The organism is Paraburkholderia sp. (assembly GCF_049581445.1).
Lineage (GTDB): Bacteria > Pseudomonadota > Gammaproteobacteria > Burkholderiales > Burkholderiaceae > Paraburkholderia.
This window is the reverse complement of sequence record NZ_JBAURZ010000051.1, coordinates 1-22,834: the sequence shown is the minus strand read 5'-3', so window position 1 is coordinate 22,834 and position 22,834 is coordinate 1. Positions and strand designations below refer to the sequence as shown.

General features: G+C 59.7%; 26 protein-coding genes and 1 pseudogene. 11 read left to right on the top strand and 16 right to left on the bottom strand.

All coding sequences use genetic code 11. The features are described from left to right. Nucleotides 1–93 precede the first annotated feature (93 nt). From tnpC to tnpA, 3 genes are read right to left on the bottom strand one after another with little or no spacing between them, the layout of a single operon-like run. Nucleotides 94–1,443 (bottom strand): IS66 family transposase, encoded by a 1,350-nt coding sequence (gene tnpC, locus WCA85_RS03590; protein WP_424061802.1) that lies wholly within the window; start codon nt 1,441–1,443, stop codon nt 94–96. 41 nt (nt 1,444–1,484) lie between these two features. Next, nucleotides 1,485–1,832 carry an IS66 family insertion sequence element accessory protein TnpB gene (gene tnpB, locus WCA85_RS03585; protein ID WP_424061801.1) on the bottom strand — a complete coding sequence of 116 codons (348 nt, stop codon included), beginning with the start codon at nt 1,830–1,832 and terminating at the stop codon, nt 1,485–1,487. Beyond that, on the bottom strand, nt 1,829–2,242 hold the full coding sequence (gene tnpA, locus WCA85_RS03580; protein WP_424061800.1) for an IS66-like element accessory protein TnpA: 414 nt from the start codon (nt 2,240–2,242) through the stop codon (nt 1,829–1,831). The genes tnpB and tnpA overlap by 4 nt, the downstream gene beginning before the upstream one ends. Before the next feature lie 325 nt (nt 2,243–2,567). On the opposite strand from tnpA, the gene WCA85_RS03575 reads away from it, so the two are divergent. After that, nucleotides 2,568–2,759, top strand: a complete 192-nt coding sequence (locus tag WCA85_RS03575; RefSeq protein WP_424061799.1) for a DUF2964 family protein — start codon at nt 2,568–2,570, stop codon at nt 2,757–2,759. 107 nt (nt 2,760–2,866) lie between these two features. Here WCA85_RS03575 and WCA85_RS03570 read toward each other — a convergent pair whose 3' ends face one another. The 3 genes from WCA85_RS03570 to WCA85_RS03560 are packed head-to-tail and all read right to left on the bottom strand — an operon-like array spanning nt 2,867 to nt 4,155. Further along, complete coding sequence (locus WCA85_RS03570) at nt 2,867–3,352, bottom strand: hypothetical protein (protein ID WP_424061798.1); 486 nt, start codon at nt 3,350–3,352, stop codon at nt 2,867–2,869. Nucleotides 3,353–3,389: 37 nt separating this feature from the next. Then, entirely contained in the window at nt 3,390–3,764 is a 375-nt protein-coding gene (locus WCA85_RS03565) for a DUF3564 domain-containing protein (RefSeq protein WP_424061797.1), read from the bottom strand. Between the two features lie 49 nt (nt 3,765–3,813). Then, nucleotides 3,814–4,155, bottom strand: coding sequence for a c-type cytochrome (locus WCA85_RS03560; RefSeq protein WP_424061796.1), 342 nt, complete (start codon nt 4,153–4,155; stop codon nt 3,814–3,816). A 285-nt stretch (nt 4,156–4,440) separates the two neighbouring features. On the opposite strand from WCA85_RS03560, the gene WCA85_RS03555 reads away from it, so the two are divergent. After that, nucleotides 4,441–5,424, top strand: coding sequence for a zinc-dependent alcohol dehydrogenase family protein (locus WCA85_RS03555; RefSeq protein ID WP_424061795.1), 984 nt, complete (start codon nt 4,441–4,443; stop codon nt 5,422–5,424). A gap of 163 nt (nt 5,425–5,587) precedes the next feature. On the opposite strand, the gene fnr is transcribed toward WCA85_RS03555, so the two are convergent. The 3 genes and pseudogenes from fnr to WCA85_RS03540 all read right to left on the bottom strand — a co-directional run. Next, nucleotides 5,588–6,370 (bottom strand): fumarate/nitrate reduction transcriptional regulator Fnr, encoded by a 783-nt coding sequence (fnr, locus tag WCA85_RS03550; protein WP_424061794.1) that lies wholly within the window; start codon nt 6,368–6,370, stop codon nt 5,588–5,590. Nucleotides 6,371–6,830: 460 nt separating this feature from the next. Beyond that, nucleotides 6,831–7,478 (bottom strand): response regulator, encoded by a 648-nt coding sequence (locus WCA85_RS03545; protein WP_424061793.1) that lies wholly within the window; start codon nt 7,476–7,478, stop codon nt 6,831–6,833. Next, nucleotides 7,475–8,785 (bottom strand): annotated as a pseudogene (locus WCA85_RS03540) (PAS domain-containing sensor histidine kinase); the annotation flags it as partial. The gene WCA85_RS03545 and the pseudogene WCA85_RS03540, both read right to left, overlap by 4 nt. A gap of 281 nt (nt 8,786–9,066) precedes the next feature. On the opposite strand from WCA85_RS03540, the gene WCA85_RS03535 reads away from it, so the two are divergent. Next, nucleotides 9,067–9,543, top strand: coding sequence for a universal stress protein (locus WCA85_RS03535; protein ID WP_424061792.1), 477 nt, complete (start codon nt 9,067–9,069; stop codon nt 9,541–9,543). Nucleotides 9,544–9,656: 113 nt separating this feature from the next. Here the strand turns inward: WCA85_RS03535 and WCA85_RS03530 are convergent, their stop codons facing one another. The 3 genes from WCA85_RS03530 to WCA85_RS03520 are packed head-to-tail and all read right to left on the bottom strand — an operon-like array spanning nt 9,657 to nt 11,870. Next, nucleotides 9,657–10,484, bottom strand: coding sequence for a universal stress protein (locus WCA85_RS03530; RefSeq protein WP_424061791.1), 828 nt, complete (start codon nt 10,482–10,484; stop codon nt 9,657–9,659). Next, nucleotides 10,481–10,990, bottom strand: a complete 510-nt coding sequence (locus WCA85_RS03525) for a universal stress protein (protein WP_424061790.1) — start codon at nt 10,988–10,990, stop codon at nt 10,481–10,483. The genes WCA85_RS03530 and WCA85_RS03525 overlap by 4 nt, the downstream gene beginning before the upstream one ends. Before the next feature lie 43 nt (nt 10,991–11,033). Then, entirely contained in the window at nt 11,034–11,870 is an 837-nt protein-coding gene (locus WCA85_RS03520; RefSeq protein WP_424061789.1) for a universal stress protein, read from the bottom strand. 307 nt (nt 11,871–12,177) lie between these two features. On the opposite strand from WCA85_RS03520, the gene WCA85_RS03515 reads away from it, so the two are divergent. Continuing rightward, nucleotides 12,178–12,690, top strand: a complete 513-nt coding sequence (locus tag WCA85_RS03515; RefSeq protein WP_424061788.1) for a flavodoxin family protein — start codon at nt 12,178–12,180, stop codon at nt 12,688–12,690. A 22-nt stretch (nt 12,691–12,712) separates the two neighbouring features. Further along, entirely contained in the window at nt 12,713–13,150 is a 438-nt protein-coding gene (locus WCA85_RS03510) for a hypothetical protein (protein ID WP_424061787.1), read from the top strand. A 26-nt stretch (nt 13,151–13,176) separates the two neighbouring features. Here WCA85_RS03510 and WCA85_RS03505 read toward each other — a convergent pair whose 3' ends face one another. Together WCA85_RS03505 and WCA85_RS03500 are read right to left on the bottom strand one after the other, a co-directional pair. Further along, nucleotides 13,177–14,439: an NRAMP family divalent metal transporter gene (locus WCA85_RS03505; RefSeq protein ID WP_424061804.1), complete on the bottom strand. Its 1,263-nt coding sequence runs from the start codon at nt 14,437–14,439 to the stop codon at nt 13,177–13,179. A 108-nt stretch (nt 14,440–14,547) separates the two neighbouring features. Beyond that, nucleotides 14,548–16,152 (bottom strand): oleate hydratase, encoded by a 1,605-nt coding sequence (locus tag WCA85_RS03500; RefSeq protein WP_424061803.1) that lies wholly within the window; start codon nt 16,150–16,152, stop codon nt 14,548–14,550. Between the two features lie 389 nt (nt 16,153–16,541). Between WCA85_RS03500 and WCA85_RS03495 the strand changes: the two genes are divergently transcribed. The 5 genes from WCA85_RS03495 to WCA85_RS03475 all read left to right on the top strand — a co-directional run bounded on the left by WCA85_RS03495 (nt 16,542) and on the right by WCA85_RS03475 (nt 20,235). After that, nucleotides 16,542–16,877 carry an HPF/RaiA family ribosome-associated protein gene (locus WCA85_RS03495; protein WP_424061786.1) on the top strand — a complete coding sequence of 112 codons (336 nt, stop codon included), beginning with the start codon at nt 16,542–16,544 and terminating at the stop codon, nt 16,875–16,877. Nucleotides 16,878–17,066: 189 nt separating this feature from the next. Beyond that, nucleotides 17,067–17,588 carry a hypothetical protein gene (locus tag WCA85_RS03490; RefSeq protein WP_424061785.1) on the top strand — a complete coding sequence of 174 codons (522 nt, stop codon included), beginning with the start codon at nt 17,067–17,069 and terminating at the stop codon, nt 17,586–17,588. Continuing rightward, a complete protein-coding gene (gene phbB / locus WCA85_RS03485; RefSeq protein ID WP_424061784.1) occupies nt 17,578–18,324 on the top strand; it encodes an acetoacetyl-CoA reductase in 747 nt (248 codons plus the stop codon). Before WCA85_RS03490 ends, phbB begins: the two co-directional genes overlap by 11 nt. 588 nt (nt 18,325–18,912) lie before the next feature. Then, nucleotides 18,913–19,953 (top strand): zinc-dependent alcohol dehydrogenase family protein, encoded by a 1,041-nt coding sequence (locus WCA85_RS03480; protein ID WP_424061783.1) that lies wholly within the window; start codon nt 18,913–18,915, stop codon nt 19,951–19,953. Nucleotides 19,954–19,992: 39 nt separating this feature from the next. Next, a complete protein-coding gene (locus tag WCA85_RS03475) occupies nt 19,993–20,235 on the top strand; it encodes a UDP-glucose 4-epimerase (RefSeq protein ID WP_424061782.1) in 243 nt (80 codons plus the stop codon). A 24-nt stretch (nt 20,236–20,259) separates the two neighbouring features. On the opposite strand, the gene WCA85_RS03470 is transcribed toward WCA85_RS03475, so the two are convergent. Beyond that, nucleotides 20,260–20,838 carry a hemerythrin domain-containing protein gene (locus WCA85_RS03470; RefSeq protein ID WP_424061781.1) on the bottom strand — a complete coding sequence of 193 codons (579 nt, stop codon included), beginning with the start codon at nt 20,836–20,838 and terminating at the stop codon, nt 20,260–20,262. 179 nt (nt 20,839–21,017) lie between these two features. Continuing rightward, nucleotides 21,018–21,707, bottom strand: a complete 690-nt coding sequence (locus WCA85_RS03465) for a CBS domain-containing protein (protein ID WP_424061780.1) — start codon at nt 21,705–21,707, stop codon at nt 21,018–21,020. A 598-nt stretch (nt 21,708–22,305) separates the two neighbouring features. Between WCA85_RS03465 and WCA85_RS03460 the strand changes: the two genes are divergently transcribed. Beyond that, on the top strand, nt 22,306–22,834 hold a 529-nt coding region (locus WCA85_RS03460), incomplete at its 3' end, for an acetyl-coenzyme A synthetase N-terminal domain-containing protein (RefSeq protein ID WP_424061779.1).

Sequence of the window (22,834 nt, the reverse complement as noted above, 5' to 3'; positions counted from 1 at the left end):
CTGCGCAGCGATGCGGTTACAGCGGCCTTATCGCGCAAACATCGTCCGTGTCGCAATGATGGGGAAGGACAAATCCCAATGTTTATCGAGGTCTCAGAAGGAGGTGCACAATGAACGCCCCATTGCCAGCGGCCTGATCGATCGCTCCGCAGTGTTGTTATCTATCTCGATGCGCCCGTCTTCACAGTAGCGCACCAGAGCAGGCCAGTTCCCCAGCGCATACCGGATCGCCTTGCCCAGGCCCGACTTAGCCGAGACCTGCGCGAGCGTATGTTCCAGCCAGTCCTTCAGTGTGTCTGCGAGCGGTAGTGCCCGCGCCATGCGCACCGACGGCCGGAGCTCCGGCTTGCGGCCGCGCACCTCGCGCTCGATGGCATACAGGGCCGCGATACGGCTGAGTGCTTCCTGTGCCACCGGCGAACGCTCCAGTTCGTACAGGTCGTAGAACTTGCGCCGCACATGCGCCCAGCATGCTGCCTCGATGATCGTGCCATCACGGTACACCGCATCGTAGCCACTAAAGGCGTCTGCCTGCAGGATGCCCGACCAGCCCTGCAGATGCGTACGGGGTCGCTCTCCCTTGCGGTCGGGCGAGTACTGGTACCAGACTGCCGGGGGTGCCCGGCTGCCCGCCGGCCGGTCATCGCGTACATACGTCCACAAGCGTGCCGTACGTGTCTTGCCGCGTCCGGGTTCCAGCACCGGGACGGGCGTGTCATCCGTATGGATTTTCTGCGCCTCACGCACATACCGGCCAACGGCATCGGCCAGCGGCTGCAGCAGTGCAGCGCACTCGCGAACCCACGAGGCCAGCGTGGCACGATCGAGTTCAATGCCGGCACGGCGATAGATTCCTGCCTGCCGGTACAACGGCATATGGTCAGCGTACTTGGCCACCATCACCTGTGCCAGCAGACCCGCACCGGCCATGCCACGTGCGATCGGGCGCGACGGCGCCGCTTCCTGGACGACCTTCGCACAACGGCTGCAGCTCAACCGGGGACGCACGTGGCGGATCACCCGGAAGTACCCCGGCACGTAGTCCAGCATCTCGGATGCGTCTTCACCCAGCTTGCGCAGCCGGCCACCGCACTCAGGGCAGTCGCAGCCCTGTGGCCCGTGCTCCACCACCTCACGTGGCAGGTGCGCCGGGAATTCGCGCGAGCGGCGGCGCAGTGGAACCACCGGCGCTGTCGTGTCGACGGGTTCATCCGGCGCCGGTTCTGGCGCCGGAGCCGGCACGGCATCCGGTTGCTGCAGTGCCCCGTCACTGAGTGCGAGCTGCAGTTGTCCCGTCAGTTCTGCCATGCGTTCCGACGAGCGCCCGTACTGCCAGCGCTTCAGACGCGAGATCTCGGCGAGCAGGCGCGCAATGGTTTCTTCGCGCGAGACAAGCATGCGCTTGAGCGTGTCGATGTCGTCGGGGAGTCGGCTGACTGGCATGCCTGAGAGTTTACCAGGCACGCGCAGAAGTGGGGGCAAATTTACGCGGCGCATGTGGGTTTCCACGTCCGTTCGGGCCGTCGCCAGTCGATACCTTCGAGCAGCATCGACAGTTGTGCCGCCGACAGATGGATGCATCCCGCGTCGGCCTGCGGCCAGATAAAACGGCCTCGCTCCAGGCGCTTGACGTACAGGTTCATTCCATCGCCACTCCACCACAGCAGCTTGACCAGATCGCCCCGGCGACCACGGAAGGCGAACACGTGGCCCGAGAACGGGCCTTGCTCAAGCGCCACCTGTGCCAGCGCAGCCAGACCATCCATGCCACGGCGCATGTCGGTGATGCCTGCCGCGAGCCAGATGCGGGTGGCGGCCGGTAGCGCAATCATGCCGGCCTCAGGCAATGCAGTACCAGTCGCAACTGGGCCGGGTCTACCTTCCCGCTCACTCGCACGCGGGCGCCATTGAGTTCAATCTCGATACCTGAAGTTGCGGCTTCCAGTGCCCGCATTGGCAATTGCGCTGTCGGTACCGGTAGCGACGAAACCGCCATCGGATCGTCCGGCGATATCGTCACGGGAACGAACACTGCCGTCTCGCTCACCGTCTTGTTGTCCAGTAGACCGGCCCGGTACTGCCTGCGCCACTTGAACACCATGTTCGGATTCAGACTGTGCGACTGCGCGAGCTTCGCCACGGAGATGCCGGGCTCACACGCCGCTATCGCAACTTCACGCCGGAATTCAGGCGCGTAATTCGGCCGCCCCTTGCGGCTCCCGGCACTGTCGATCTCTGTCATCAAAGTGGTCCCCACTACTCGAAGTGATGGACATCACTTTGGACTCACGCGACTACCCTGTCGATGCGGCCTCGAAATGACGCTTACCTTACAGCCGAATGCGGGCGTTGATCAGGATCAAACGCAGAAGTGTCCATTTTGATGAAGAAGCCATGGGTGCGTGGGTACTCGGGTTTGGCAACGGTTAGCGAGCCGTGGACAACAGCTACCGTTTGATGCAAATCAATCACCGTACATTAGGCGGAGCGATCATATATTCAGTTGGTGGCGGCGCGCGAAGGTCAAGTCGCTAGAGAATTGCGTAAATGGAGCCGAGGGAGAGGTCATGTTTCGGGCAGAACCCAGAATCATCGTTTCACTTGTGGCCGTTTTCACGGCATTGGTGGGGATGGGGGCAGGCATCCGCGGATTGCTGTTCGACAGTCCGACCTTTGTGCACTATGGCGCAATGGCGTTGATCAGCGGCGTAGCCACTTTCGTGATCCTGCTGGCACCAAAGGCCGGGGACGACGCTTAGCTCCCGGTGCATCGGAACGCTGGTTGGTCGTTAGTAAAGCTTGATATAGAAGGTATTTGAGCGAGTTCGTGGTCAGCCGCCGCTTCCAATCCATTCGCCCACAATCATCAAGCCTTGATCTCGCCGCTTGCTGAAATGGATGCGGCGGCCATCTCCGGTACAACGGTATTGCCGGTCGGTTCAAGCCGTAACGCTCCCCAGTCGAGTGGCGCAAACACATGACCACCTGCGAGTTCGACCTGCTCGACGAAAGATTCGAGCGTCGCCCCGCCCATGATGCGTATCGGCGCATTGCTCAAGAATCCCTGTGTCCGCAGCCATGGAGCTTCTCCGCGATTGATCGCGTTGACACTTAGGATTTTGCCGTCGCATGCAAGACCGGGCGTGTACAGCGGACCGTCGAACGCTATGGTCAGGATTTGTCCAGGCGAGTCCTCGTAAGGAGTGCCGGCATGTTTTTCGTACGGGGCACGTTCCCAGCCGTCGCCCCATTGCTGGTCGAGCGGCAAACGCGTGAAATAGGCCCATGGCGCGCGCACAAAGCAGAGTTCGTACGCGCGGCGTGCACCGTGAAAATCGGTAGGAAGTCCCATCGTCATACCTCGTTGCAGTAGATGCTCTCGATAATGCTCAAGGATTCTCGTCACCAGCGAAGATGCTGTGTTCTGGCTCTGCGTCCTCATGATCGACACATTGCACGTGCCAATGACCTGTCATTAGCGTTCTGCCCTCATCGGCGCACCATTGGACACGCCCGGTTTCGCCTTCGAATGGACCGTCCGGTGAGTTCAGATCGAGCTGTTCGATGACGCAATAGGGCGTCGAATCGTGCGGCCCGCATACCAGCACGTTCCCGCAGTCAACGTGCAAGGTGCCCCATTCCGGCAGTTCCAGTCCCATATGGCCTTCGCGCGACCACCGACGCGTTTCCTTGTCTAGCCACAAGATCACAAATGCCATTGGGTTGACACGGTCAAAGGTGTCGAGATGGATAGTGAGGCGCATGAGATTCTCCGTAGATGCCGCGCGTAAGGTAGCGAGCAAGACTGTCATTTCACTGACTTAGAACCCACTGAATCAGCGTGTGGGCGTCTTCCGGCGTGATTGAGCCGCCCCGATCCGGCGGCAATGGCATGGCCATATCGCCCCAATGGGGCTGACCGCCGACGCGCAGTTTTTGTTCGAGCATTCCTTGGGCGTTCGGCACGCCGCGATATCGCACCGCGATCTGCTGGAACGACGGCGCGAGAAACGGCGCGTCACGGGTATGGCAGAACATGCAATGCTGTTGATCGACGAGCGCAGTTGGTTCGGATTGCGCCAAGGCAGTGCTGGTTGCCGCCAGCAACAGCGCGAACGCACTCGCAGCGAGATAGTGCAGGGACCGGGCATTCACAAAATACACTCCGCGACAGATTCTGATTTCAGTGTAGGATCGGGCGCGCTGTCTCGATTGACTCACATCAAGTGGCTATCGCATGGACACAAGGCGTCGAGCGCATGGCGCGAGATCTCAACACCCACTTGAATTGACTTGAGTCAAGCATTGGTGTTGGGACAATATTGACGCTTAGAGAAGCGCGCCTAGTCTGGTTGCAAACGGATGCTATTAATGGCCATAGTTCATTCATAGGAAGCGCGAGATCTGGTTCGCCCGAGGGCCTCGCAAAAGGAGAGTGAAATGCGCGCGATGATATTCGACGGGATCGGAAAGTTGCGCGATACGCAGGTGCCCGACCCGCAGGTCGCCACCGGACAATTGTTGATCGACGTCCACGCATGCGGCGTGTGCCGGACCGATCTTCATCTGATCGACGCCGAACTGCCGCATCCGAAGCAGCCAGTGATTCCGGGGCACGAAATCGTCGGGACGGTCGCAGCGATTGGCTCGGGCGTCGCGGGCTTTGCCGTTGGGGATCGCGTCGGTGTGCCGTGGCTCGGACATACCTGCGGACTATGCCGCTACTGCCTGAGCAGTCGCGAAAATCTGTGTGACGATCCTGGTTTTACCGGCTATACGCTCGACGGCGGCTACGCCGAGCGCACGGTCGCCGATAGCCGATACTGTTTTCACCTGCCCGCGCAGTATTCGGACATTGAGGCGGCGCCCCTTTTGTGTGCCGGCCTGATTGGGTTCCGCACGCTACGGATGGCAGGCAAGGCGCAGCAAATCGGCATCTACGGCTTCGGCGGGGCCGCGCATATTGTCGCGCAGATCGCGCGTCACGAGGGACGCTCCGTTTACGCCTTTACGCGCCCGGGCGATACTGCCGGACAGCAATTTGCTCTGCGTTTGGGCGCCACCTGGGCCGGCGGCAGTGATGAGACGCCGCCGGACGAACTGGATGCCGCGCTGCTGTTCGCGCCAGTCGGCGCGCTGGTGCCACTTGCGCTAAAGGTGGTGGCTAAAGGCGGGATTGTCGTTTGCGGCGGCATTCACATGAGCGACATCCCCACGTTTCCGTACGAGTTTCTCTGGGGTGAGCGGCGAGTGGTTTCAGTCGCGAATCTCACTCGTGAGGATGGCAACGCATTCATGCGCCTGGCCGCTGAAACGCGGCTCAATATCGCAACGACGACCTATGCATTAACCGACGCGAATCAGGCTCTCAGCGATCTGCGCGCGGGCAAGTTTGAAGGCGCGGCGGTATTGTCGATCCGATAGTGCGGGCGAGATCACAGATTGCGGTGGCAAAAAAAAGAGGCGGCTAGTTGCGCCGCCTTAATACACCACTTCCGAGGGAACCTGCCAGACAAAATGCTGAAGTCAGAAACGGGATCGTATAGGCCGATGCGATCTCGGCTGCCGCGCGCGCAAGCCTGAACGTCTAAACGCGCGCGAGGCCTTCGATATCGAGAATCCTGATCTGCTTGCCGTGCGTATCGACAAGACCGTCCTTCTGGAATTTGGAAAACATTCGGCTGACGGTCTCGAGCTTCATTCCGAGGTAGCTGCCGATCTCCTCGCGCGTCATACGCAGATGAAATTCCGCGGGTGAGTAGCCGCGTGTCTTGAGTCTACCCGACAGATTAAGCAGGAATGCCGCAACACGCTGGTCCGCGGACATCGTGCCAAGCAGCATCATGAGCCGTGCCTCGCGGACGATCTCACCTCCCAGCAGCCGATGCACGTGCTGTTGCAGCGGTTTCACCTCGCGGCACATGGCTTCGAGTAGATGAAAAGGGATGATGCAGACCTTGCTGTCTTCGATAGCGAGGGCATCACAGTTATGCTTTCCCGAACACACGCCGTCGAGGCCAAGTACATCGCCAGCGAGGTAAAAGCCGGTTACCTGTTCGCGGCCGTCGCGATGCATGACGACGGTCTTGAACGAGCCGGCGCGCAATGCGTAGATGCTCTGAAACGAGTCGCCTGCGCGGTACAGCGACTCTCCATTCTTGATCGTGCGTGACGGACAGATCAGCGCTTCGATCCGTTCCATTTCGGCCGTCGTTAAGCCCTGCGGCATGCATAACGACTGCATTGCGCAGGTCGAGCATTGAGCGCCCGGGCGTGGCCTGGCCGCTGTAGTAGCCACGGGATCTCGTGAAACCGGCAGCGGTGTGCGCTCGATCGGCATGGTTTCTGGATATTCAGCGACGTCAGACATGGTGGGCTCCTATGCAATAGAGGTCACTTACGCAACGCTCGTGAGCAATTCACTTGATCGCGTTGCAGGCAAGATCGGATGTGCTCGTCTTGTCATAAAAGTCTAGTGCGCCGGACACGAGACTCGCCTGTCAGAGCCATGCACCGGAATGATCCGTCAGCGTGATCGTGATCGCCGGCGATTTGCATCTTGGGAGGCTATCCAGCAGCTCCATACTGGAATCGCGCTCTCGACGATGGCAGTCGCAGGGTGCGCAATCAGGGGCTGCAATTCATGGATCGAAGTATCGGCCGCACCATCTCAAAATGAAATCGGCGGCGAACGAACTTCGGGTAGGCGAGTGAGAAGGCGTGTAGGGGATTTCCTACGTGCGGAACATCGAAAGCCGCTCGGCCGCGAGCAAAGCGCGAATTAATGAGAAGATTGAAGCCCGCGTGATACGGCTGGAGCCGCGCCGCGGTCAGATTGCTTCGTCGTCGTCGAGCAGATTATGTCGCAGCGCATAACGCACCAGTGCTGCTTCGTGCGGCATCTGCATTTTTTCGAGAATGCGCGTCTTGTAGGTGCTCACGGTCTTGCTGCTGACACACAACTCAGTGGCGATCTCAGTGAGGGTTTGACCCGCGGCAATGCGGCGGAATACATCAAATTCCCGATCTGACAGGCGCTGATGGGGGAGCGTATCGACGGGTTCATTCAGGTTCTGCGCGAATTGCTCGGCCATGGTGAGGCTCACGTAGACTCCGCCAGAGGCAACCTTGCTGACCGCGGCGACCAGTTCCGCACTTGCGCCTTCCTTGGTAAGGTAACCTGACGCGCCGGCCTTGAAGGCGCGCACCGCATACTGCTGCTCGGCGTGCATGGTGAGTACAAGGATGCGTAGCGCCGGGATTTCTTCCTTGATCTGCTTGATCAATTCGACGCCGTTGCGTCCCGGCATCGACAGATCGAGAACCAGTGCTTCGGCTGGACACGAGCGGACGAGGGCGATGGTGCTGGGCCCGTCGTTGGCTTCGCCCACCACTTCAAAGCCGCTTGCTTTCTGCAGGATATGTCGCAAACCGTCACGTATTAGCGTGTGGTCGTCGGCTATCAGCACTCGTATCATAGTTGTATCTCCTGCTGTCGGACTGCCGTAACGGGAAACGTCACCGTTAGGGTAAATCCTTTGCCGTTGGCGGTATGGATATCAACGATACCAGCCAGCATGTGCGCGCGTTCGCGAATACCGAGCAAGCCAAACGACTTTTCGCCTGTCGCGGCAGAGCAGTTCGCGCCGCGGCCATTGTCTGCAACCTGAACGAGGCACGAAGCGGCTTCGATGCACACGGTAAGCGTTACGTGCGTGGCGTCCGCGTGCCGGGCCACGTTGGTTAGCGCTTCCTGCACTATACGAAATAGCGTGGTCGCGCCAGCCGGCGTGAAGGTGGAGTCGCCGACCCCAATGCGGCGTTCCACGTCGATGCCGTAGCGGTTCGTGAAGTCATTGGCGAGCCATTCGATCGCCGGAATCAGACCGAGATCGTCGAGCATGACCGGACGCAGATCGGCGGCAATGCGGCGTACCGAGGCCACCGTCGCATCGATCAGACGGCGCATGCCTCTAATCTGCTGCAAGACGTCCACATCAGCAGTGGTTCCCAGCGTTTCTTCGACGGTGGACAGGTCCATTTTGAGCGCTGTCAATTGTTGTCCCAGATCGTCGTGTAACTCGCGGGCGATGCGAGTTTTTTCGTCCTCGCGCACTTTCTGCAAGTTGGCCGAAAGCTCGCGTAGTTCTTCGCGCGATCGCTGCTGCGCGCTTTCCGCTTTCGCCCGTTCCGTAATATCGCGCATCACGACCGTATACAGTTTGCTGTTGCCGTCGTGAACCTGCGAAATCGACGCTTCGATCGGGAACTCCTCGCCGGTGCTGCGCAAGCCGAATAATAGGCGCTGCTTGCCCATTTGACGTTCGGACACGCCGGTGACGCCGAACTGGCCGACGTGCCGCTCGTGCTCCGCGCGAAATCGCACCGGGATGAAGCGAGATAGCGAAGCGCCGAGGGCCTCCTCTGCACTGCAACCGAAAACGTGTTCAGCCATCGGATTGAAGATTACGACGTTCTGCCGTTCGTCCACCGTGATGATCGCTTCCATAGAAGACCGGATGATCCCCATCAAGCGTGCTTCGTTCAGACTCGACCGGCTGCGCGCTTCCCTCGTCGCGGAGAAGCCGCCACGTTCGCGGACAATCAGCCAGACAAGGGCGGCGAGCAGGCAGGCGATGACGATGCATGCGGCCGGCAGCATGTTCTCGCTCAGGAACGCTTCGTGTGCGGGCTGAGCGCTGGTGCACCGCGCAGCATCGGGCGCGAGCGCAAGGGCTAAGGCGAGTGCTGCCGCTCGTGAAATCGACGAGGGTCTCGCAGAAGCGTGCGATTTACCGGCAAGGGGCATGGGCGCCTCTTTGGATGAAGGTCAAATCCGCGATGCCGCGTCAGTTTGATTCATTTTTTTGTGAACATGCGAGGCTCGTCCCGGTGTGCTGAACCCATAGCATGAAATGCCGGCCACGTACGAATAGTGGTGGAAGGCGAGTCGCTCGCGCTTGATCTTTATCAAGCGAATTCTGATCCGGCACAGCAGACTGAAGCATTTGTCGCTTACTGCCTGGCCGCGCCCGTTTGGGGGCGACCCGGTTTTAGGAGAAAGTCATGTATAAACGGATTCTCGTCGCGATCGACGGCAGCCAGGCCGCTCAACTCGCCCTCGAAGAAGCGTTGAAAATTGCCCAAGCCGCTGAGGCGATCGTGACCGCGGTGTTTGTCGCCAACTATGGCGCGCAGATGCTCGATATCACGGCAGGACTTATCGAAGGGCAGGCGGGCTCGACGCCGGCGATCGAAGCGGCCAAGGCCACCCTTGAAGATGCCCGCGCGCTCTTCGAGCAGCGCAAGATACGTGGCTTGACGCGCGTCATCGACGCCTATGGCGACGACATCGCCAGCGTGCTCTACCGCGTCGCCAGCGAGTGCGAGGCCGATCTCGTGGTGATGGGCACGCATGGACGGCACGGGGTTGGACGGCTGTTGCTGGGCAGCGTGGCAGAGGCATTCCTGCGGCGTGCCGACGTACCGGTCCTCCTGATCCGGCGCGCCTATGAACTCGACCCGATCCCGTCAAACCTCTGACCACGGCTACCTTCGAGGAAAAAAGGAAGCGCGCCGAGAGGCACGCTTCAAAACTACCCGACGGGCTCTCCCCGGGTAGATCCTGTCATTCCCCGCATTGCTGGGACGTCACCTCAGTGGGACATCAGCACCGGTATGGTCATCGACTGAAACATGGTCCGTGTAACACCGCCGAGCAGCATTTCCTGAGCGCGTGTGTGGCCGTACGCGCCCATCACCAGCAGGTCGATATGCAGGTCGTTGAGCATGTTCAACATCAGCGCGCCAGTCGACAAGCCGGCCACCTTGGGCGCCGTCGCGAAGCTGGCCTGGATGTCGTGTCGCTCCAGCCAGGCGGCGACGTCAATTCCGGCTTCCTCGCCATTTGCCAGATCCGTATCCACCGTAACCACTGTGACGAACTTTGCGTGCCTGATGACGGGCAGGGCGTCGGCCACGGCCCGGGCACTCTCCCGGCTGCCATCCCAGGCGATCAGCACGTTTTGCGCGAATGAACGAACCTTGCCGGCACTTGGCAGCACGATTGCCGGTCGGCCTGAACTCATCACCACATCCTCGACAAAATGATGGGCAACGTAGGAGGCCGTGTCCTCCGGGTCGTATTGACCGAGAATCAGGAGGTCCGCATGGCGCGCGTGCAGGACCGTCGATTCGACGACCGGTTCAGCGGCCACTCGCCATTCCACATTGCGGCCAGCCTGCTCGGCCGCAGCGTGGAAGCGCGTGTGGGCGCTTTGGAGGTTGTCATTGCGTCGCGCTTCGAGCGAGCCGACCCATCCGCCTTTGCTATGAAGGAAGATCGGGCGCGTCAGTTCCTGACAGACCGCGTATACACCGATCAGGTGCGCGTCGTACCGGCAAGCCAGTTCGAGCGCGAGTTCGATCCGGGCGGCGGTATGGCCGCTGTCGTCCAGATGTACCAGGAGAGTTTTACAGGTCATGACAGTTCCTTGACGGCTTCGCATGCACACTGGGTGACGCTCACTTGGGGCTTGTCGCAATGCGCGGGGATCATCAGCACAGCGCACTCGGCAATGCGTAGAAAATTTTCGGCGACACTGCCGAGCATGAGCCGGCGGAAACCTTGCCGGCCGTGTGTACCCATCACCACCACATCGGCCTTGAAGTCTTTGGCCGCCCGCAGAATGCAATGGGCGACGTCGTCGGCCGCCACCACGTCGGCCTCAACGATGCGAGGTGTACCCGCTACACTTGCGCGGCGCATGCGCGAGAGCGCGTCTTCGGCCAGATGCGCGCCTTCGTCGCGGAGCGCATCGCGCGCATCGAACGGGTCAAGTAAGGGTGTGTCATACAGGAACAGCGGTGGATCCACCACAAAAAGTGGCTGTAGTTCGGCGCCGGTGTCGTGTGCAAGTTGCAGGGCTGAATTGAGGGCCCGTCGGGACGTTTCACTTCCGTCGACGGGAACCAGAATCTTTTGATACATGGTGAACTCTCCTGAACGGCTGACGCGACGAGGCGCCGGTTCATCAATGCGACATTAATACCGCCACGGTCATCGATTCGAGAATCGAGCATGTCACGCCGCCCATGACCAGTTCCTGCCAGCGGGCGTGGCCATATCCGCCCATGACGAGCAGATCTGCTCCGAGGCCGGAGATCTCGGATAACAGGGTGCCGTCGACCGACGCGCCTACGCCGGCGTAGATATCCTTTGTCTCGACATTGACGCCATGCCTTGCAATGAGTGTCGCTATGTCGGCGCCCGGAATGCGTGGACCAGGCTCGGCAAACGCGCCGTTGACGGTCACGACCGTAGTGATGTCCGCCATTCGCATGAAGGGCAACGCGTCGTGCACCGCACGGGTCGCTTCGCGGCTGCCATCCCAGGCGACCACCACATGCGTGCCAGTGGACGCGGCGGTGCGTACATACGGCACCAGCAATACTGGCCGTCCTGCGGACATCACCAGGTTTTCAGGGAAATGGTCCCCGACATACGACTCCGGGTCATGCGGATCGTGTTGCCCGGCGATGACCAGATCGGCGCAACGGGCACGACGCGGAACGGCCAGGCTCGCGGTATCGTCGACGGCGATCCACTCGCCGGCCACCTCTGCACGTTTCAACTCCGCATGAAAAAGCCGCTCAAGCGCACCGCGCCGTTCGTCGCGTAACGCTTCATGTGTCGCGTAGTAGTCGGCGGTCCCGGACATCACGTAGAGCGAACGCGGGTCAGGGCTGAACACGGCAAAGAGTCCGGTCAAATGCGCGCCGAACTGCTTTGCGAGGCGCAGTGCGACTTCGAGTCGGGGATGCGCATGCCGACTCATATCCAGGTGAACGACGATGGTCTTGTAGCTCATTGCAAGGCTCCCACAGTGGGTCAGTGACGCTTGAATGCGTGATCTGAGTCTATGAGCCGGCGGCCACGCGGCGTTGATCAAGATCAACGGTGGTGTACCCGGCGTCCCTCGCGAATCTGACAGGTGAGAGGCAGCGCTTGAGCGTCGCAATGCGGGGCTGGATTACTGTCTGATCCCGATCGGACACTTCACGGTCAAACTCGACGGTTGACCTGGATCATAAGAACTTGCCCAACCAAATCTATGCTCGTGGCATGCGTTGTGAATCCTCAAGCTTGCGCACACGGCACAGGTTATGGAGAGAGAAATGTCCGAAGCGAAAATTCTTGTTGTGTATTACTCACGTACGGGCACGACACGTGCGCTCGCATCGTCGCTTGCAAAGATGCTGGGTGCCGATCTGGAAGAGATCTGCGATTGCAGCAATCGAGAAGGGCCAGGCGGGTATCTGAGTGCGCTGCTCGACGCGATCCGCAAACGGCCGGTGGAAATTGTGCCGCCCGGGCTCGATGTTTCAGCTTACGACCTTGTGGTTGTCGGCTCGCCGGTCTGGGCTGGTTCGGTATCGGCGCCAGCGCGTTCGTACCTGATCGAAAGCCGTGCCCGGTTACCTCAGGTTGCGTTCTTTTGCAGCTTCGGAGGACGAGGTGCTGACGAAGCATTGCGTGAGATGTGCGAGATCGCGGGAAAGCTGGCCGTTGCCGAATGTAAGGTGACGGCCAGGGAAGCTCATCACGATGCACGCGCAGCGCTTGCAGTTTTTGTCAGCCGGCTCAAGCGCCACATGGCCCGATCCAAGACTCTCGATTGGGTATGTTGAATCGTCAGGGGAATGAGCAGATATGAACCGCAAACTGGTTCTGGGCTTCGCTATCGTCGGACTCGCGGCATGCGCAACACAGGAACGCATTGCCGCGTTCCGGGAAACCGAGATCCAACTCGAAGAGGCGCGCGCCGAGGCGTCGGTGGAATGTACTGGGACGACAGATTGCGATCGCCTCTGGAGCCTCACGAAGACTTACGTCGCGCGGCGTTCAGTGACACGGATCCGCCGCGCCAACGATACGGTGATCGAAACCGCCATGCCGCATATGTTCGGCGCCGTCTATGTGTGGGCGCGGAGATCCCCCGACGATGGCGGCGGCTCGACGATTACCATCAAAGGCATGTGCCGTGGGATGTATCGCGATGATGGTAGCCCTGGCTGGCTGTACAAAAGTTGCGCTGACCAGATCCGTGCGGTGGAAACGGATTTCCACTCATTCCTCGGCGCTTCGTGACGATCTGTTGCCGCAATGATGTGTGATTAACCAGGAAGCAGCATCAGCACTGCAGCGGCGCCCATGACCAGCGTGCCAACCGAGCCGAGCACAAGCAACAGCCGGCTCGCCGTGAACTCGCCCATGACAGACTTCCTGGACACGAGGATCATGATGACGACCATCAGGGGCACGGCCACCACCCCGTTGATTACCGCGCTCCAGAACAACGCTTTCATCGGGCTAATCGGAGAGTACTGGATGGCGAGCGCGGCCAGCACGCTGACGGCGATGATCGCGTAAAAACCGCGCGCATCACGGACCTTGTGCTCGAGCCCTTCGTGCCAGCCCATCGCCTCGGATAATGCATAAGCGCCAGAACCGGCAAGCACGGGCACTCCGATCAGTCCTACGCCCAGAATGCCGGCTGCGAACAGGATGTACGCGAACTCGCCGGCGAGCGGGCGCAAGGCGCTCGCGGCCTGCGCGGCCGTGTTGATGTCTGTGACGCCGGCTACGTGCAGCGTGACGGCAGTCGCAAGAATAATGAAGAAAGCGGTCACGTCGGAATAGAACATGCCGCTCCAGGTGTCCCAGCGAATCCGTCGAAGCTCGCGAGGCGCCGCATCTGCATCGTCCACGAGGGCAGCGCTTTCGTCGTGAGCATGCATGTCTTCCACTTCTTCAGAGGCCTGCCAGAAAAAGAGGTAGGGGCTGATCGTCGTGCCGAACACGCCAACAACGACAGCCGCAGTGTCGGCGTTGAGCGTGAGGTGTGGCCAAAGCGTGCGCAGCGCCACTTCCTTCCACGGTACATGAACCGTAAACAGCACGGCCGCGTAGGCTAGCAGCGAGAGTGTCAACCATTTGAGAAAGAACACGTACCGATGGTACGGGACGAAGATTTGCAGCAGCAACGTGCCGAACACAAAGCAGGCGGTCATCAGATGGCGATCGACGCCGCTGACCAGTTCCGCGACTTCACCCATCGCGGCGACGTCGGCGGCGATATTCAGCACATTCGCGACGAGAAGCAGGAACACGACGCCCTTGAGCACGACCGGCGGAAAGGCACGCTTGATGTTGGCGGCTAGCCCCTGGCCGGTGACACGGCCAAGGTTCGCGCACATGGCTTGTACGGCCGCCATCAACGGAAAGGCAAGCGGCATCGTCCATAGCATGTTCAGACCGAACTGAGCACCCGCCTGCGAGTAGGTGGCGATACCGCTGGGATCGTCGTCGGCGACGCCGGTAATGAGCCCGGGTCCAACGCGTGCCAGGGGATGCTCGCCCAGACGCGCGAACAGCATCCGCGCGCTTCTGACGCGCGGCAATCTATCGACGTCCACTGCGTCTCCTTGCTGAAAGACACTAGCGTCGGCTGCGATGAGAGGCGGCCCGACGCCCGCTGACAATGACTAGCGCTCACTCAACGTCGAGAAAGCCCTAAAGACGACGCGAGGGTCGCGATGCCCCTTGTAGACTTCAGGCACAGCGCGATTCAGGCCGAGCAACGCATATACCGCTTTTTGTGCGGAGCGTACCGAGTATTCAACGGTAAAGACGGTGTCATTGGGCAACTCGCAGAATTGTCCGGTGAAAGCAAGGTTCTTCCAGCCCTCGGGCACCACCTCGGGCCGGTCACCGCGTTTGCGCGGCAAAAACTGGCTCGTGATGAATGGCATCAGGCAGGGAATACAGTTGGCACGCGCGAGGATCTGCTCAGCTGCACCGGCGAACTGCAAATGGCCGAGAATTTCTGTCAGGATTTCGCGGCCGGTGCAGGCCACCATAGGTTTGTTGACGAAATTGCCGGGTTCGTCGACGCGCAAACCGTAGCCCCACAGAACCTGTACGTCCGCAGGTTGGCCAATGAAATGAGGCTGATGCGGCAACACGATGGACGCGCGCCAGTTCGATTCCGGAAAAGTAATCAGACCACCTTCACCAGGCACATTACCCGTCAGGTCACGGATCAGCCGAAAGAGCAACGGGTCGTGCAGCGTTGCGGTGAACGACAGCCACTTTGAGGCCTCGACGTGATCAGCGAATACGGAAGGGTGGCCAAATTCCGGCCGGCCCGCGGCGATGTTTTTCCAGAGATTCCAGGCGCCCGAACCGTCCACGGTATTCGGCATGGCGGGACGGTCCATACCGCCCAGACTGGAGGCCGCGGTCATTGAGCCAAGCGTGACGATTACCTTGTCGGCGGGTCCGAGCGGCAGATCGACGTGTTCATGCGCAGTTTGGCAGAGGAGGCCGCACACCCGATTCTGCGCACCTGTTTCATCGAACAGGAGATTGGCGACCCGGGTATCCAGCCAGAAGTTCACGCCGTGATGATCCAGCCAGCGGCGCAAGGGCCGGATCATCGAATCGTACTGGTTATAAACGGTTCGCATGATGCCGTGGAGCTGGTTGAATCCCGCAGACATGTGTGCGAAGCGCAGCAGGTAGCGCCGGAATTCCGCTGCGCTGTGCCAAGGCTGGAACGCGAAGGTCGTGCACCACATCAGCCAGAAATTGGTCTCGAAGAAAGACGCATCGAAGTGGTCGGAAATCCTGCTGTTGCCGAGCATGACTTCGGGTTCGAACGACAATCGTCCCAGCGTCAACAGATGCCTGTCGTCGAGTCCGTAGGCGGGGGAATCTTCGCGGATACCGTTCCTCACGAGCCGCGCGCTCGATGAGGTTCGCATCGTCTCGTTCCAGTCGAAGATTTCCTGCGTGACGCTTTTGCTGTCGTCCAGTGTCGGGATCGACGAGAACAGGTCGTAAGTACAGAGATACTTGCTTTCGAGCATGCGGCCGCCGCGCACCACGTAGCCGCTTTCCGCACTGCCCGCACCGTCCAGGCTGCCGCCGGGGTTGTCGAGCGCCTCCAGAATGACGATGTCGCAGCCGCGCACGTGACCGTCGCGGATCAGAAAGGCCGCTGCTGCCAGTGAAGCGATGCCACCTCCGACGAGGTAGAACTTGCCATGGCTTGAGTCATGACCGTCGAGATCAGACTGAACGCGCACGGACGGCGTGTGGATGGGATCATGGTTTTGCACGTTGATATTCCTCCTGATGTTCGCCGCTATCCGAAGCCTGTCGGACCGCGCCTGAGGCGCGTGGTGCATGTTGCTTCAACATACCCGCGGCGGGATGCGTTCAAATTGAGTTGGATCAAGCAGGACTCGTGGCGGCGCTGCGCGGTGCGGGGAACGACCAGGGTCTTGCCCGTTGCGTGGCGCGATACCCGCGTGGTGTCTTGACGCAGGTCAAGTGCGCCACCTCGATCGCGCCCATTATCGAGACATCCCGCAGTAGATCCTGGCCGCATTGGCGACGCGACCGCAGCGGGTAGCGTTGCGCCGGCGCCGGCGAGAAATACTCAAAGGCAGGGAGAAGGGTTATGGGAGTCGGCATGCAAATCGCCTATCTCGGCTTTGCGGGAACATCGCAAATCGAATCCGAGGCGGCCTCTCGACTGGTTCGTCTGGAACGCTTCAGCCGGTCCATGTCCGGTTGCCATCTGGCGGTCGAATTCATTGGTTCCAGTCCCGGGCGACGCGGGTATGACATGCAGGGAAAGGACAGGCACGGTCCGGCGTTCGACGCACGACTCGACCTGATCATGCGTAACGGGGAGTTTGTCGCGGTCCGGCATTGTGTGCATACCGATGCGACGGCGGCGATAGATGCGGTCTTCGACTTCGCCGAGCAGCAACTCGAACGAAGGATGGTGGGTACTAGCGCCTGATTGAGCGCAGTCAAGTGAAATGAGGCTGGCTCAAGAATGGCGGCTTCGGTTAGACGCTTGATGCACGTCAACGGTCTTCTGGCGACACGGCATACATTGGACAGGCTGCTGCCTCGTGATTGACGGCAGCGAGACCGCGATCGTGGCGACTGCGCTCGCGTGTCGCCCCGATCTAACCGGAGAACCACGATGGCAACGGAATCTACCACCCCACTCAACCTGTCCCGAGCGAATATGGGACTGGCATTGCGTGTGCTGAGTTTCTGGCATGAAGCACGCCAGCAGGTCTGTGAGTTCGAGATGCTGCGCATCAAACGCGATCTCGCTGCACTGCACGCAACCAGGGAGGCGGCGGGCGCGGACGACTGGAACACGATTGCCGCGAGCTGCCAGACGATATTGCGCAATTACATGGAGGCGAGCGCGAGCCTCTGGCAACAAGGTTTGACTGCAGCGATCAAGCAGCAAACCGCCACTAACGACGGTATGGGCGATGCGTTGGCCAAATGGCAAGCCTCCTGGGCTGAAGAATGGCAGAAGAGCTCGGGTATGAATGCCACCGCGATGCCGCTGCAGGAGTGGATGCAGGGATGCGAACAGGCGATCAGACGCGTACTCGACGGTCGTATGGCGTTTGGTGAACTCACGAATTCAGCAGAGGCGCCTGTTGTGGCACGCCGCGCGCCTCAAGGAGAACAGCATGTCCGATAAGCGTGTAGCCTTCGTGACCGGCGGTATGGGCGGACTCGGATCCGCCATCAGCAGGCGCCTCCATGACGCCGGTATCGTAGTCGCCATGTCGCATTCGGAACGTAACGATCACGTCGCAACCTGGCTGATGCATGAACGTGACGCGGGCCGCCGCTTTCATGCATATGAAGCCGACGTGACCAGCTTCGATTCGTGTGCGCGTTGCGCCGAGCGCGTGCTGAAAGAACTCGGCTCGGTCGACATTCTCGTGAACAATGCCGGTATCACGCGCGATTCGACTTTTGCCAAAATGAACAAGGACCAATGGGACGCGGTGCTGCGTACCGATCTCGACGCGCTGTTCAATATGACCAAGCCCGTCTTGGCCGGAATGATTGCGAGGGGTTTTGGGCGGGTCGTCAATATCGGTTCAGTGAACGGCGAGCGCGGTGCCTTCGGTCAGACCAACTATGCGGCGGCCAAAGCAGGCATTCATGGCTTTACGATGTCCCTCGCGCAGGAAGTCGCGAAACATGGCGTGACGGTCAACACGGTATCGCCTGGCTACCTCGCGACAGCAATGACTGCGGCGGTTCCGAAGGAGGTGATGGAGACTAGGATCCTGCCACAGATTCCGGTGGGTCGTCTGGGTCAGCCAGATGAAGTCGCGGCCTTGATCGGGTTCCTCTGTTCCAATGATGCGGGTTTCGTCACAGGTGCGAACTTCGCGATCAATGGTGGCATGCATATGGGCTGAGGGATGTCGGGCGGCTTCAGGCGTCGTCACTTCTTGCATTTGCAGCACGTTCAACCGTTCCAGCAACGCATGCCAGTACTCAATATGGGCGAAGACGTCGGGCGCTACCTCCGTATCAAACCAGAGGGTGTCGGCCATCTCATCCTGGCTGAGCGGTTCCACATTCGCCAACTGTCTGACCAGAACTAACGGGCCAGCATCCGATTCCGCCTGCGCCTACGTAGCCCGCCAGATTACCGAGATATGCGTTTCGATCCGGCGTATGCGACCCGCGGGATGGCGATATGTGCAGGACCGTTGCAAGGCCCGGTCGATGGCGTGCCAGCCCCGTTGTGCCCGGTGTTCGCGCTGACAGGCAGGCAGCCGGCGCAGAGGCGGTGGGGACAATGAATCCACCATGATCGGCTCCGTAAAACAACAAGGGCTCGTCCAGCGTAAGCGCTTGAAGTGATCGGAAATTGACAAAGGTCGTTCATTCCTTTGTGTGGATGCTGATATGTATCCGTTGATACATGTCAACTGGTGCCAGGCAGGCCAGCCTAAAGTTCGTGGTACAGCAGGCTCGTTTCACTCAACGGAGGGAACATCATGAAAGCACTCGTATATCACGGTCCCGGGAAGAAATCGCTTGACGAACGGCCTGCGCCAAAACTTGTTGATCCCGGCGATGCAATAGTCAAGATGACGCGCACCACGATTTGCGGTACTGATCTGCACATTCTTAAGGGTGACGTACCAACTTGTGAGCCGGGGCGCATTCTCGGACATGAAGGGGTGGGCATCGTGCAGGCAGTGGGCGCCGCGGTGTCGGCTTTCAAACCGGGTGACCGAGTGCTGATTTCATGCATTTCGTCGTGCGGCAAATGCGACTACTGCCGCCGCGGTATGTATTCCCATTGCACCACGGGTGGTTGGATCCTTGGCAACAAGATCGACGGCACGCAGGCAGAATACGTGCGCATTCCCCACGCCGAGACGAGTCTGTATCCGATTCCGGCCGGCGCTGATGAAGAAGCGCTTGTGATGCTCTCGGACATCCTGCCGACTGGCTTCGAATGTGGCGTCCTGAACGGCAAGGTGCAACCGGGCAGCACCGTTGCGATTGTTGGGTCTGGTCCGATCGGCCTGGCCGCATTATTGACCGCGCAGTTCTATTCTCCCGCGCAGATCATAATGATCGACCACGACGCTAACCGACTTGAGATGGCGAGCCGTTTCGGAGCCACGGCGTGTATCGATAACGGCCAGGTTGACCCGGTGGCCACCGTGATGAAGCTCACCGACCAGACCGGGGTCGATTGCGCGATCGAGGCGGTCGGCATACCCGCCACGTTCGAATTGTGCGAGTCGCTGGTTGCGCCTGGAGGCGTGATCGCAAATGTGGGCGTGCACGGGGTGAAGGCCGATCTGCACCTTGAAAAGCTGTGGGATCGAAATATCGCGATTACGACACGCCTCGTCGATACGGTAAGCACACCGATGCTTCTCAAGACCGTTCGCGCGGGCCGGATCGATCCGGCACGGCTGATCACGCATCGCTTCCAACTCGAAGATGTCGTCAGCGCTTACGACACCTTTGGCCGCGCGGCTGAGACGCACGCGTTGAAAGTCATCATCGAAGTTTCCTAGTTTTCTAGTTTCACGCGTCGGAATGATCAGGAGCGGTTCATGACAATTTCGGGTAACGCTTGCGACACTAACAGCGACTGGTCGGTGTCGGTGGCAACGCACCAGATGCCGAGCGGCTTCGACTGCTCGATTCAGCTTAGCCACCAAACGCCAGAGGGCGTTTTCACGCACGAGTTCAAACACAGTAGCGTTTATCCGAACGAGCGTGAGGCGGTGCTGGCCGGTTTGCGAGAAGGGATGGTGTGGGTGCAGTTGAAGATGTCGAAGACGCTGTCGGTATAGCTGTCGGACCTTTCCCCGGTCGCTTTATGGACCTACTTGGGGAATGATGTTGAGGATCATATGAAAAAGTTTGTCCAGATCCTCCTCAAGTGGGATGCCCTCAAATGGATCTCGATTTGCTCCAAATGCTGCATCGATTTCGGTCCAGTCTTCGGCAGTCAGCACACGTAGAGCAACGGGCAAGACTATCTCTTCTTCTATCCGACGGTGGTTGGCACAAAAGCTTGCATAGCATTCAACCAGAACACGGAGATCCTGAAGTGCCGTGTCTTCACCCAATTCATAACGTGTCAACGCATGTTCCAGATCCTCGATTTTCGCCTCGCTCTCGGCATGCTGGAGAGCCAGATCATCTAACACGTTGTCAATTTCATCGGTCCGTGCACGAATACGCGTGAACAGATACTGCTCTTCCTTCGGATGATGAATCCTTTCCGGATATTCGCGAATGTAGTAGAGCAACGATCGAAATACGACGAAACCTGGCATAGCGTCGTTCTTTTCGCGTCGAACAAACTGAAGCATTCCGCCGGTCGCGGCTGTCAGTTGCTGATGCTCTTTGAGGATGATGCTGGTCGCGTCCGTGCGTCCCCAGGCGTTCATGAAAGGCTCCGCTGTTAAACGATATGCCTGCGCGGTATGGCAAGCGCCTATTTGATGGAAGTCGGCCGGACGGCGCGCAATGCAGTCTTGCTGGTGTAACGCGCAGTACTGTGACGCTGGTGCGTAGTCGCAAGGTCAAAAATCTGCCTAAGGTCCGGATGATCTCCATACGCTGTTGTCTAGATACCTGGCATCACCGGATAGGGTTCAGTATGGTCTTCCACCCGTTTGACGCCGGGAATTCCCTCCGCGGCGACGCGAACAGCCTGCACTGCTTCGATCGAATGAAACGTACCCCATAGATGAACGACGCCATCGGTGACAACGAGGTTGCGCCCGGCGAATGCCCAATTCCTGCCGGCCAGCTCACCCATTAGCATGGCGCGTATATCACTGTCAGAGAGTGCAGCATCTGAAGCCGGCTCTTCGGGGATGCTGGCCAATGCCTGAACGAGATTGGCGCGGCTGACGATTCCGGCAAGCCGGCGTGCGTCCGTCACCGGCACACGCTTGATACGGTGGGTCTCCAGAATGTTCGCCACTTCGTTGAGGGGTGTGTCTGGACTCACTGTAACGACATCGGCCGTCATGACGTCTCGAACTTTCAGCGCATGTGTCTTTATATAGTCGATCGCATCGCGGGTACCCGAGAACAGATCGAACCAGGATGATCGCTTGCCCGTATCGGTTCCGATCTCTACCCGGCGCAGCAGATCGCCTTCGCTGATCATACCGATGAGACGTCCGTCGTCATCCAGAACAGGAGCGCCGCTTATACGGTTGTCGGCAAAAACTTTGGCGGCGTCACGCACGGTCATATCGGGTGTGACGGAAATCACGTTGCAGGTCATTACATCGGATGCGCGCATCGGAAGTCTCCCAGGGAATTGTGTTCGTCGGACGGGGCGGGTGCTCGCCGCCACGCCCGAGTACTTGCGTGTCTTCAAGTGATTTGAGATTAGGCTCCAGCCACGCGGGGTGGTTTGATATGGATCAGCTTTACGACTTCCGCCTGGATGCGAGTGCTGTGAACCGGACGCATTGTGGTGGTGCCGCAGATTTAACTGGCCTCGGAAGTGAATGCCCCTGGGCGCAGTGGCATTCGAGGGGCGCGTTGTGGTGACCAATTTGAAGTGACAGTGCCGGCGATTCGCAAGGACCGGGATTGTGATGTCGAACGCCCAAAATGGCCTGAAACTGCGCCGGATCGCTGTTACCAGCATCCGCATATACCCGCACTTCAACGCGTGGGTCACCACGCATTGATCTATATCATTCTCGCCTCGCCTGTTTTGCTTCAATTTTGACTGTAACGGCGTGCAGACACTGACGCCGGCATAGCGCCTACCGCCCAGAAGGCATCGCCGGCTTTGACTCGCGATCTTCCCATCCCGAATTCGCCTGGTGACGTTCCAGTAAAACGTCGCGAGGTGCGCTTTCGCCCACGATTTGCAGAGGAATAAGACAATGACTGCCGTCGAACCCGTTCTCTATGAACCCCATCATTTCCAACCGTATGCCGAACTGACGGCTGCGGCGACCATCTCCGGCATGGACGCATACCATGCCCTCGCCGCCGAAGCGGAAAGCGATTACGAAGGCTTCTGGGGCCGTCTTGCCAAAGAGACGCTGAGCTGGAAAAAGCCTTTCACCAAGGTGCTCGACGAGTCGAAGGCGCCGTTCTACACGTGGTTCGAGGATGGCCTGCTGAACGCGTCGTACAACAGCATCGACCGTCACGTGGAAGCCGGTCACGGCCAACGCGTCGCGATCGTCTTCGAGTCCGATGACGGCACCGTCACCAATGTCACCTATCAGGATCTGCTGGAGCGGGTGAGTCGCTTCGCCAACGCGTTGAAGACGCGCGGTGTGAAGAAGGGCGACCGCGTGGTGATCTATATGCCGATGTCGGTGGAAGGCATCGTCGCGATGCAGGCCTGTGCGCGGATCGGCGCGACGCATTCGGTCGTGTTCGGCGGCTTCTCGTCGAAGTCGC

Coding starts and splice junctions, on each gene's coding strand:
- WCA85_RS03530 (WP_424061791.1), bottom strand. CDS start 10,484: ATGACCTGTAAAACTCTCCTGGTACATCTGGACGACAGCGGCCATACC.
- WCA85_RS03535 (WP_424061792.1), top strand. CDS start 9,067: ATGTATAAACGGATTCTCGTCGCGATCGACGGCAGCCAGGCCGCTCAA.
- WCA85_RS03465 (WP_424061780.1), bottom strand. CDS start 21,707: ATGCGCGCATCCGATGTAATGACCTGCAACGTGATTTCCGTCACACCC.
- WCA85_RS03575 (WP_424061799.1), top strand. CDS start 2,568: ATGTTTCGGGCAGAACCCAGAATCATCGTTTCACTTGTGGCCGTTTTC.
- WCA85_RS03555 (WP_424061795.1), top strand. CDS start 4,441: ATGCGCGCGATGATATTCGACGGGATCGGAAAGTTGCGCGATACGCAG.
- WCA85_RS03515 (WP_424061788.1), top strand. CDS start 12,178: ATGTCCGAAGCGAAAATTCTTGTTGTGTATTACTCACGTACGGGCACG.
- WCA85_RS03505 (WP_424061804.1), bottom strand. CDS start 14,439: ATGCTGTTCGCGCGTCTGGGCGAGCATCCCCTGGCACGCGTTGGACCC.
- WCA85_RS03570 (WP_424061798.1), bottom strand. CDS start 3,352: ATGGGACTTCCTACCGATTTTCACGGTGCACGCCGCGCGTACGAACTC.
- tnpB (WP_424061801.1), bottom strand. CDS start 1,832: ATGATTGCGCTACCGGCCGCCACCCGCATCTGGCTCGCGGCAGGCATC.
- WCA85_RS03545 (WP_424061793.1), bottom strand. CDS start 7,478: ATGATACGAGTGCTGATAGCCGACGACCACACGCTAATACGTGACGGT.
- tnpA (WP_424061800.1), bottom strand. CDS start 2,242: ATGACAGAGATCGACAGTGCCGGGAGCCGCAAGGGGCGGCCGAATTAC.
- fnr (WP_424061794.1), bottom strand. CDS start 6,370: ATGTCTGACGTCGCTGAATATCCAGAAACCATGCCGATCGAGCGCACA.
- WCA85_RS03520 (WP_424061789.1), bottom strand. CDS start 11,870: ATGAGCTACAAGACCATCGTCGTTCACCTGGATATGAGTCGGCATGCG.
- WCA85_RS03525 (WP_424061790.1), bottom strand. CDS start 10,990: ATGTATCAAAAGATTCTGGTTCCCGTCGACGGAAGTGAAACGTCCCGA.
- WCA85_RS03480 (WP_424061783.1), top strand. CDS start 18,913: ATGAAAGCACTCGTATATCACGGTCCCGGGAAGAAATCGCTTGACGAA.
- WCA85_RS03490 (WP_424061785.1), top strand. CDS start 17,067: ATGGCAACGGAATCTACCACCCCACTCAACCTGTCCCGAGCGAATATG.
- tnpC (WP_424061802.1), bottom strand. CDS start 1,443: ATGCCAGTCAGCCGACTCCCCGACGACATCGACACGCTCAAGCGCATG.
- WCA85_RS03565 (WP_424061797.1), bottom strand. CDS start 3,764: ATGCGCCTCACTATCCATCTCGACACCTTTGACCGTGTCAACCCAATG.
- WCA85_RS03470 (WP_424061781.1), bottom strand. CDS start 20,838: ATGAACGCCTGGGGACGCACGGACGCGACCAGCATCATCCTCAAAGAG.
- WCA85_RS03510 (WP_424061787.1), top strand. CDS start 12,713: ATGAACCGCAAACTGGTTCTGGGCTTCGCTATCGTCGGACTCGCGGCA.
- phbB (WP_424061784.1), top strand. CDS start 17,578: ATGTCCGATAAGCGTGTAGCCTTCGTGACCGGCGGTATGGGCGGACTC.
- WCA85_RS03495 (WP_424061786.1), top strand. CDS start 16,542: ATGCAAATCGCCTATCTCGGCTTTGCGGGAACATCGCAAATCGAATCC.
- WCA85_RS03475 (WP_424061782.1), top strand. CDS start 19,993: ATGACAATTTCGGGTAACGCTTGCGACACTAACAGCGACTGGTCGGTG.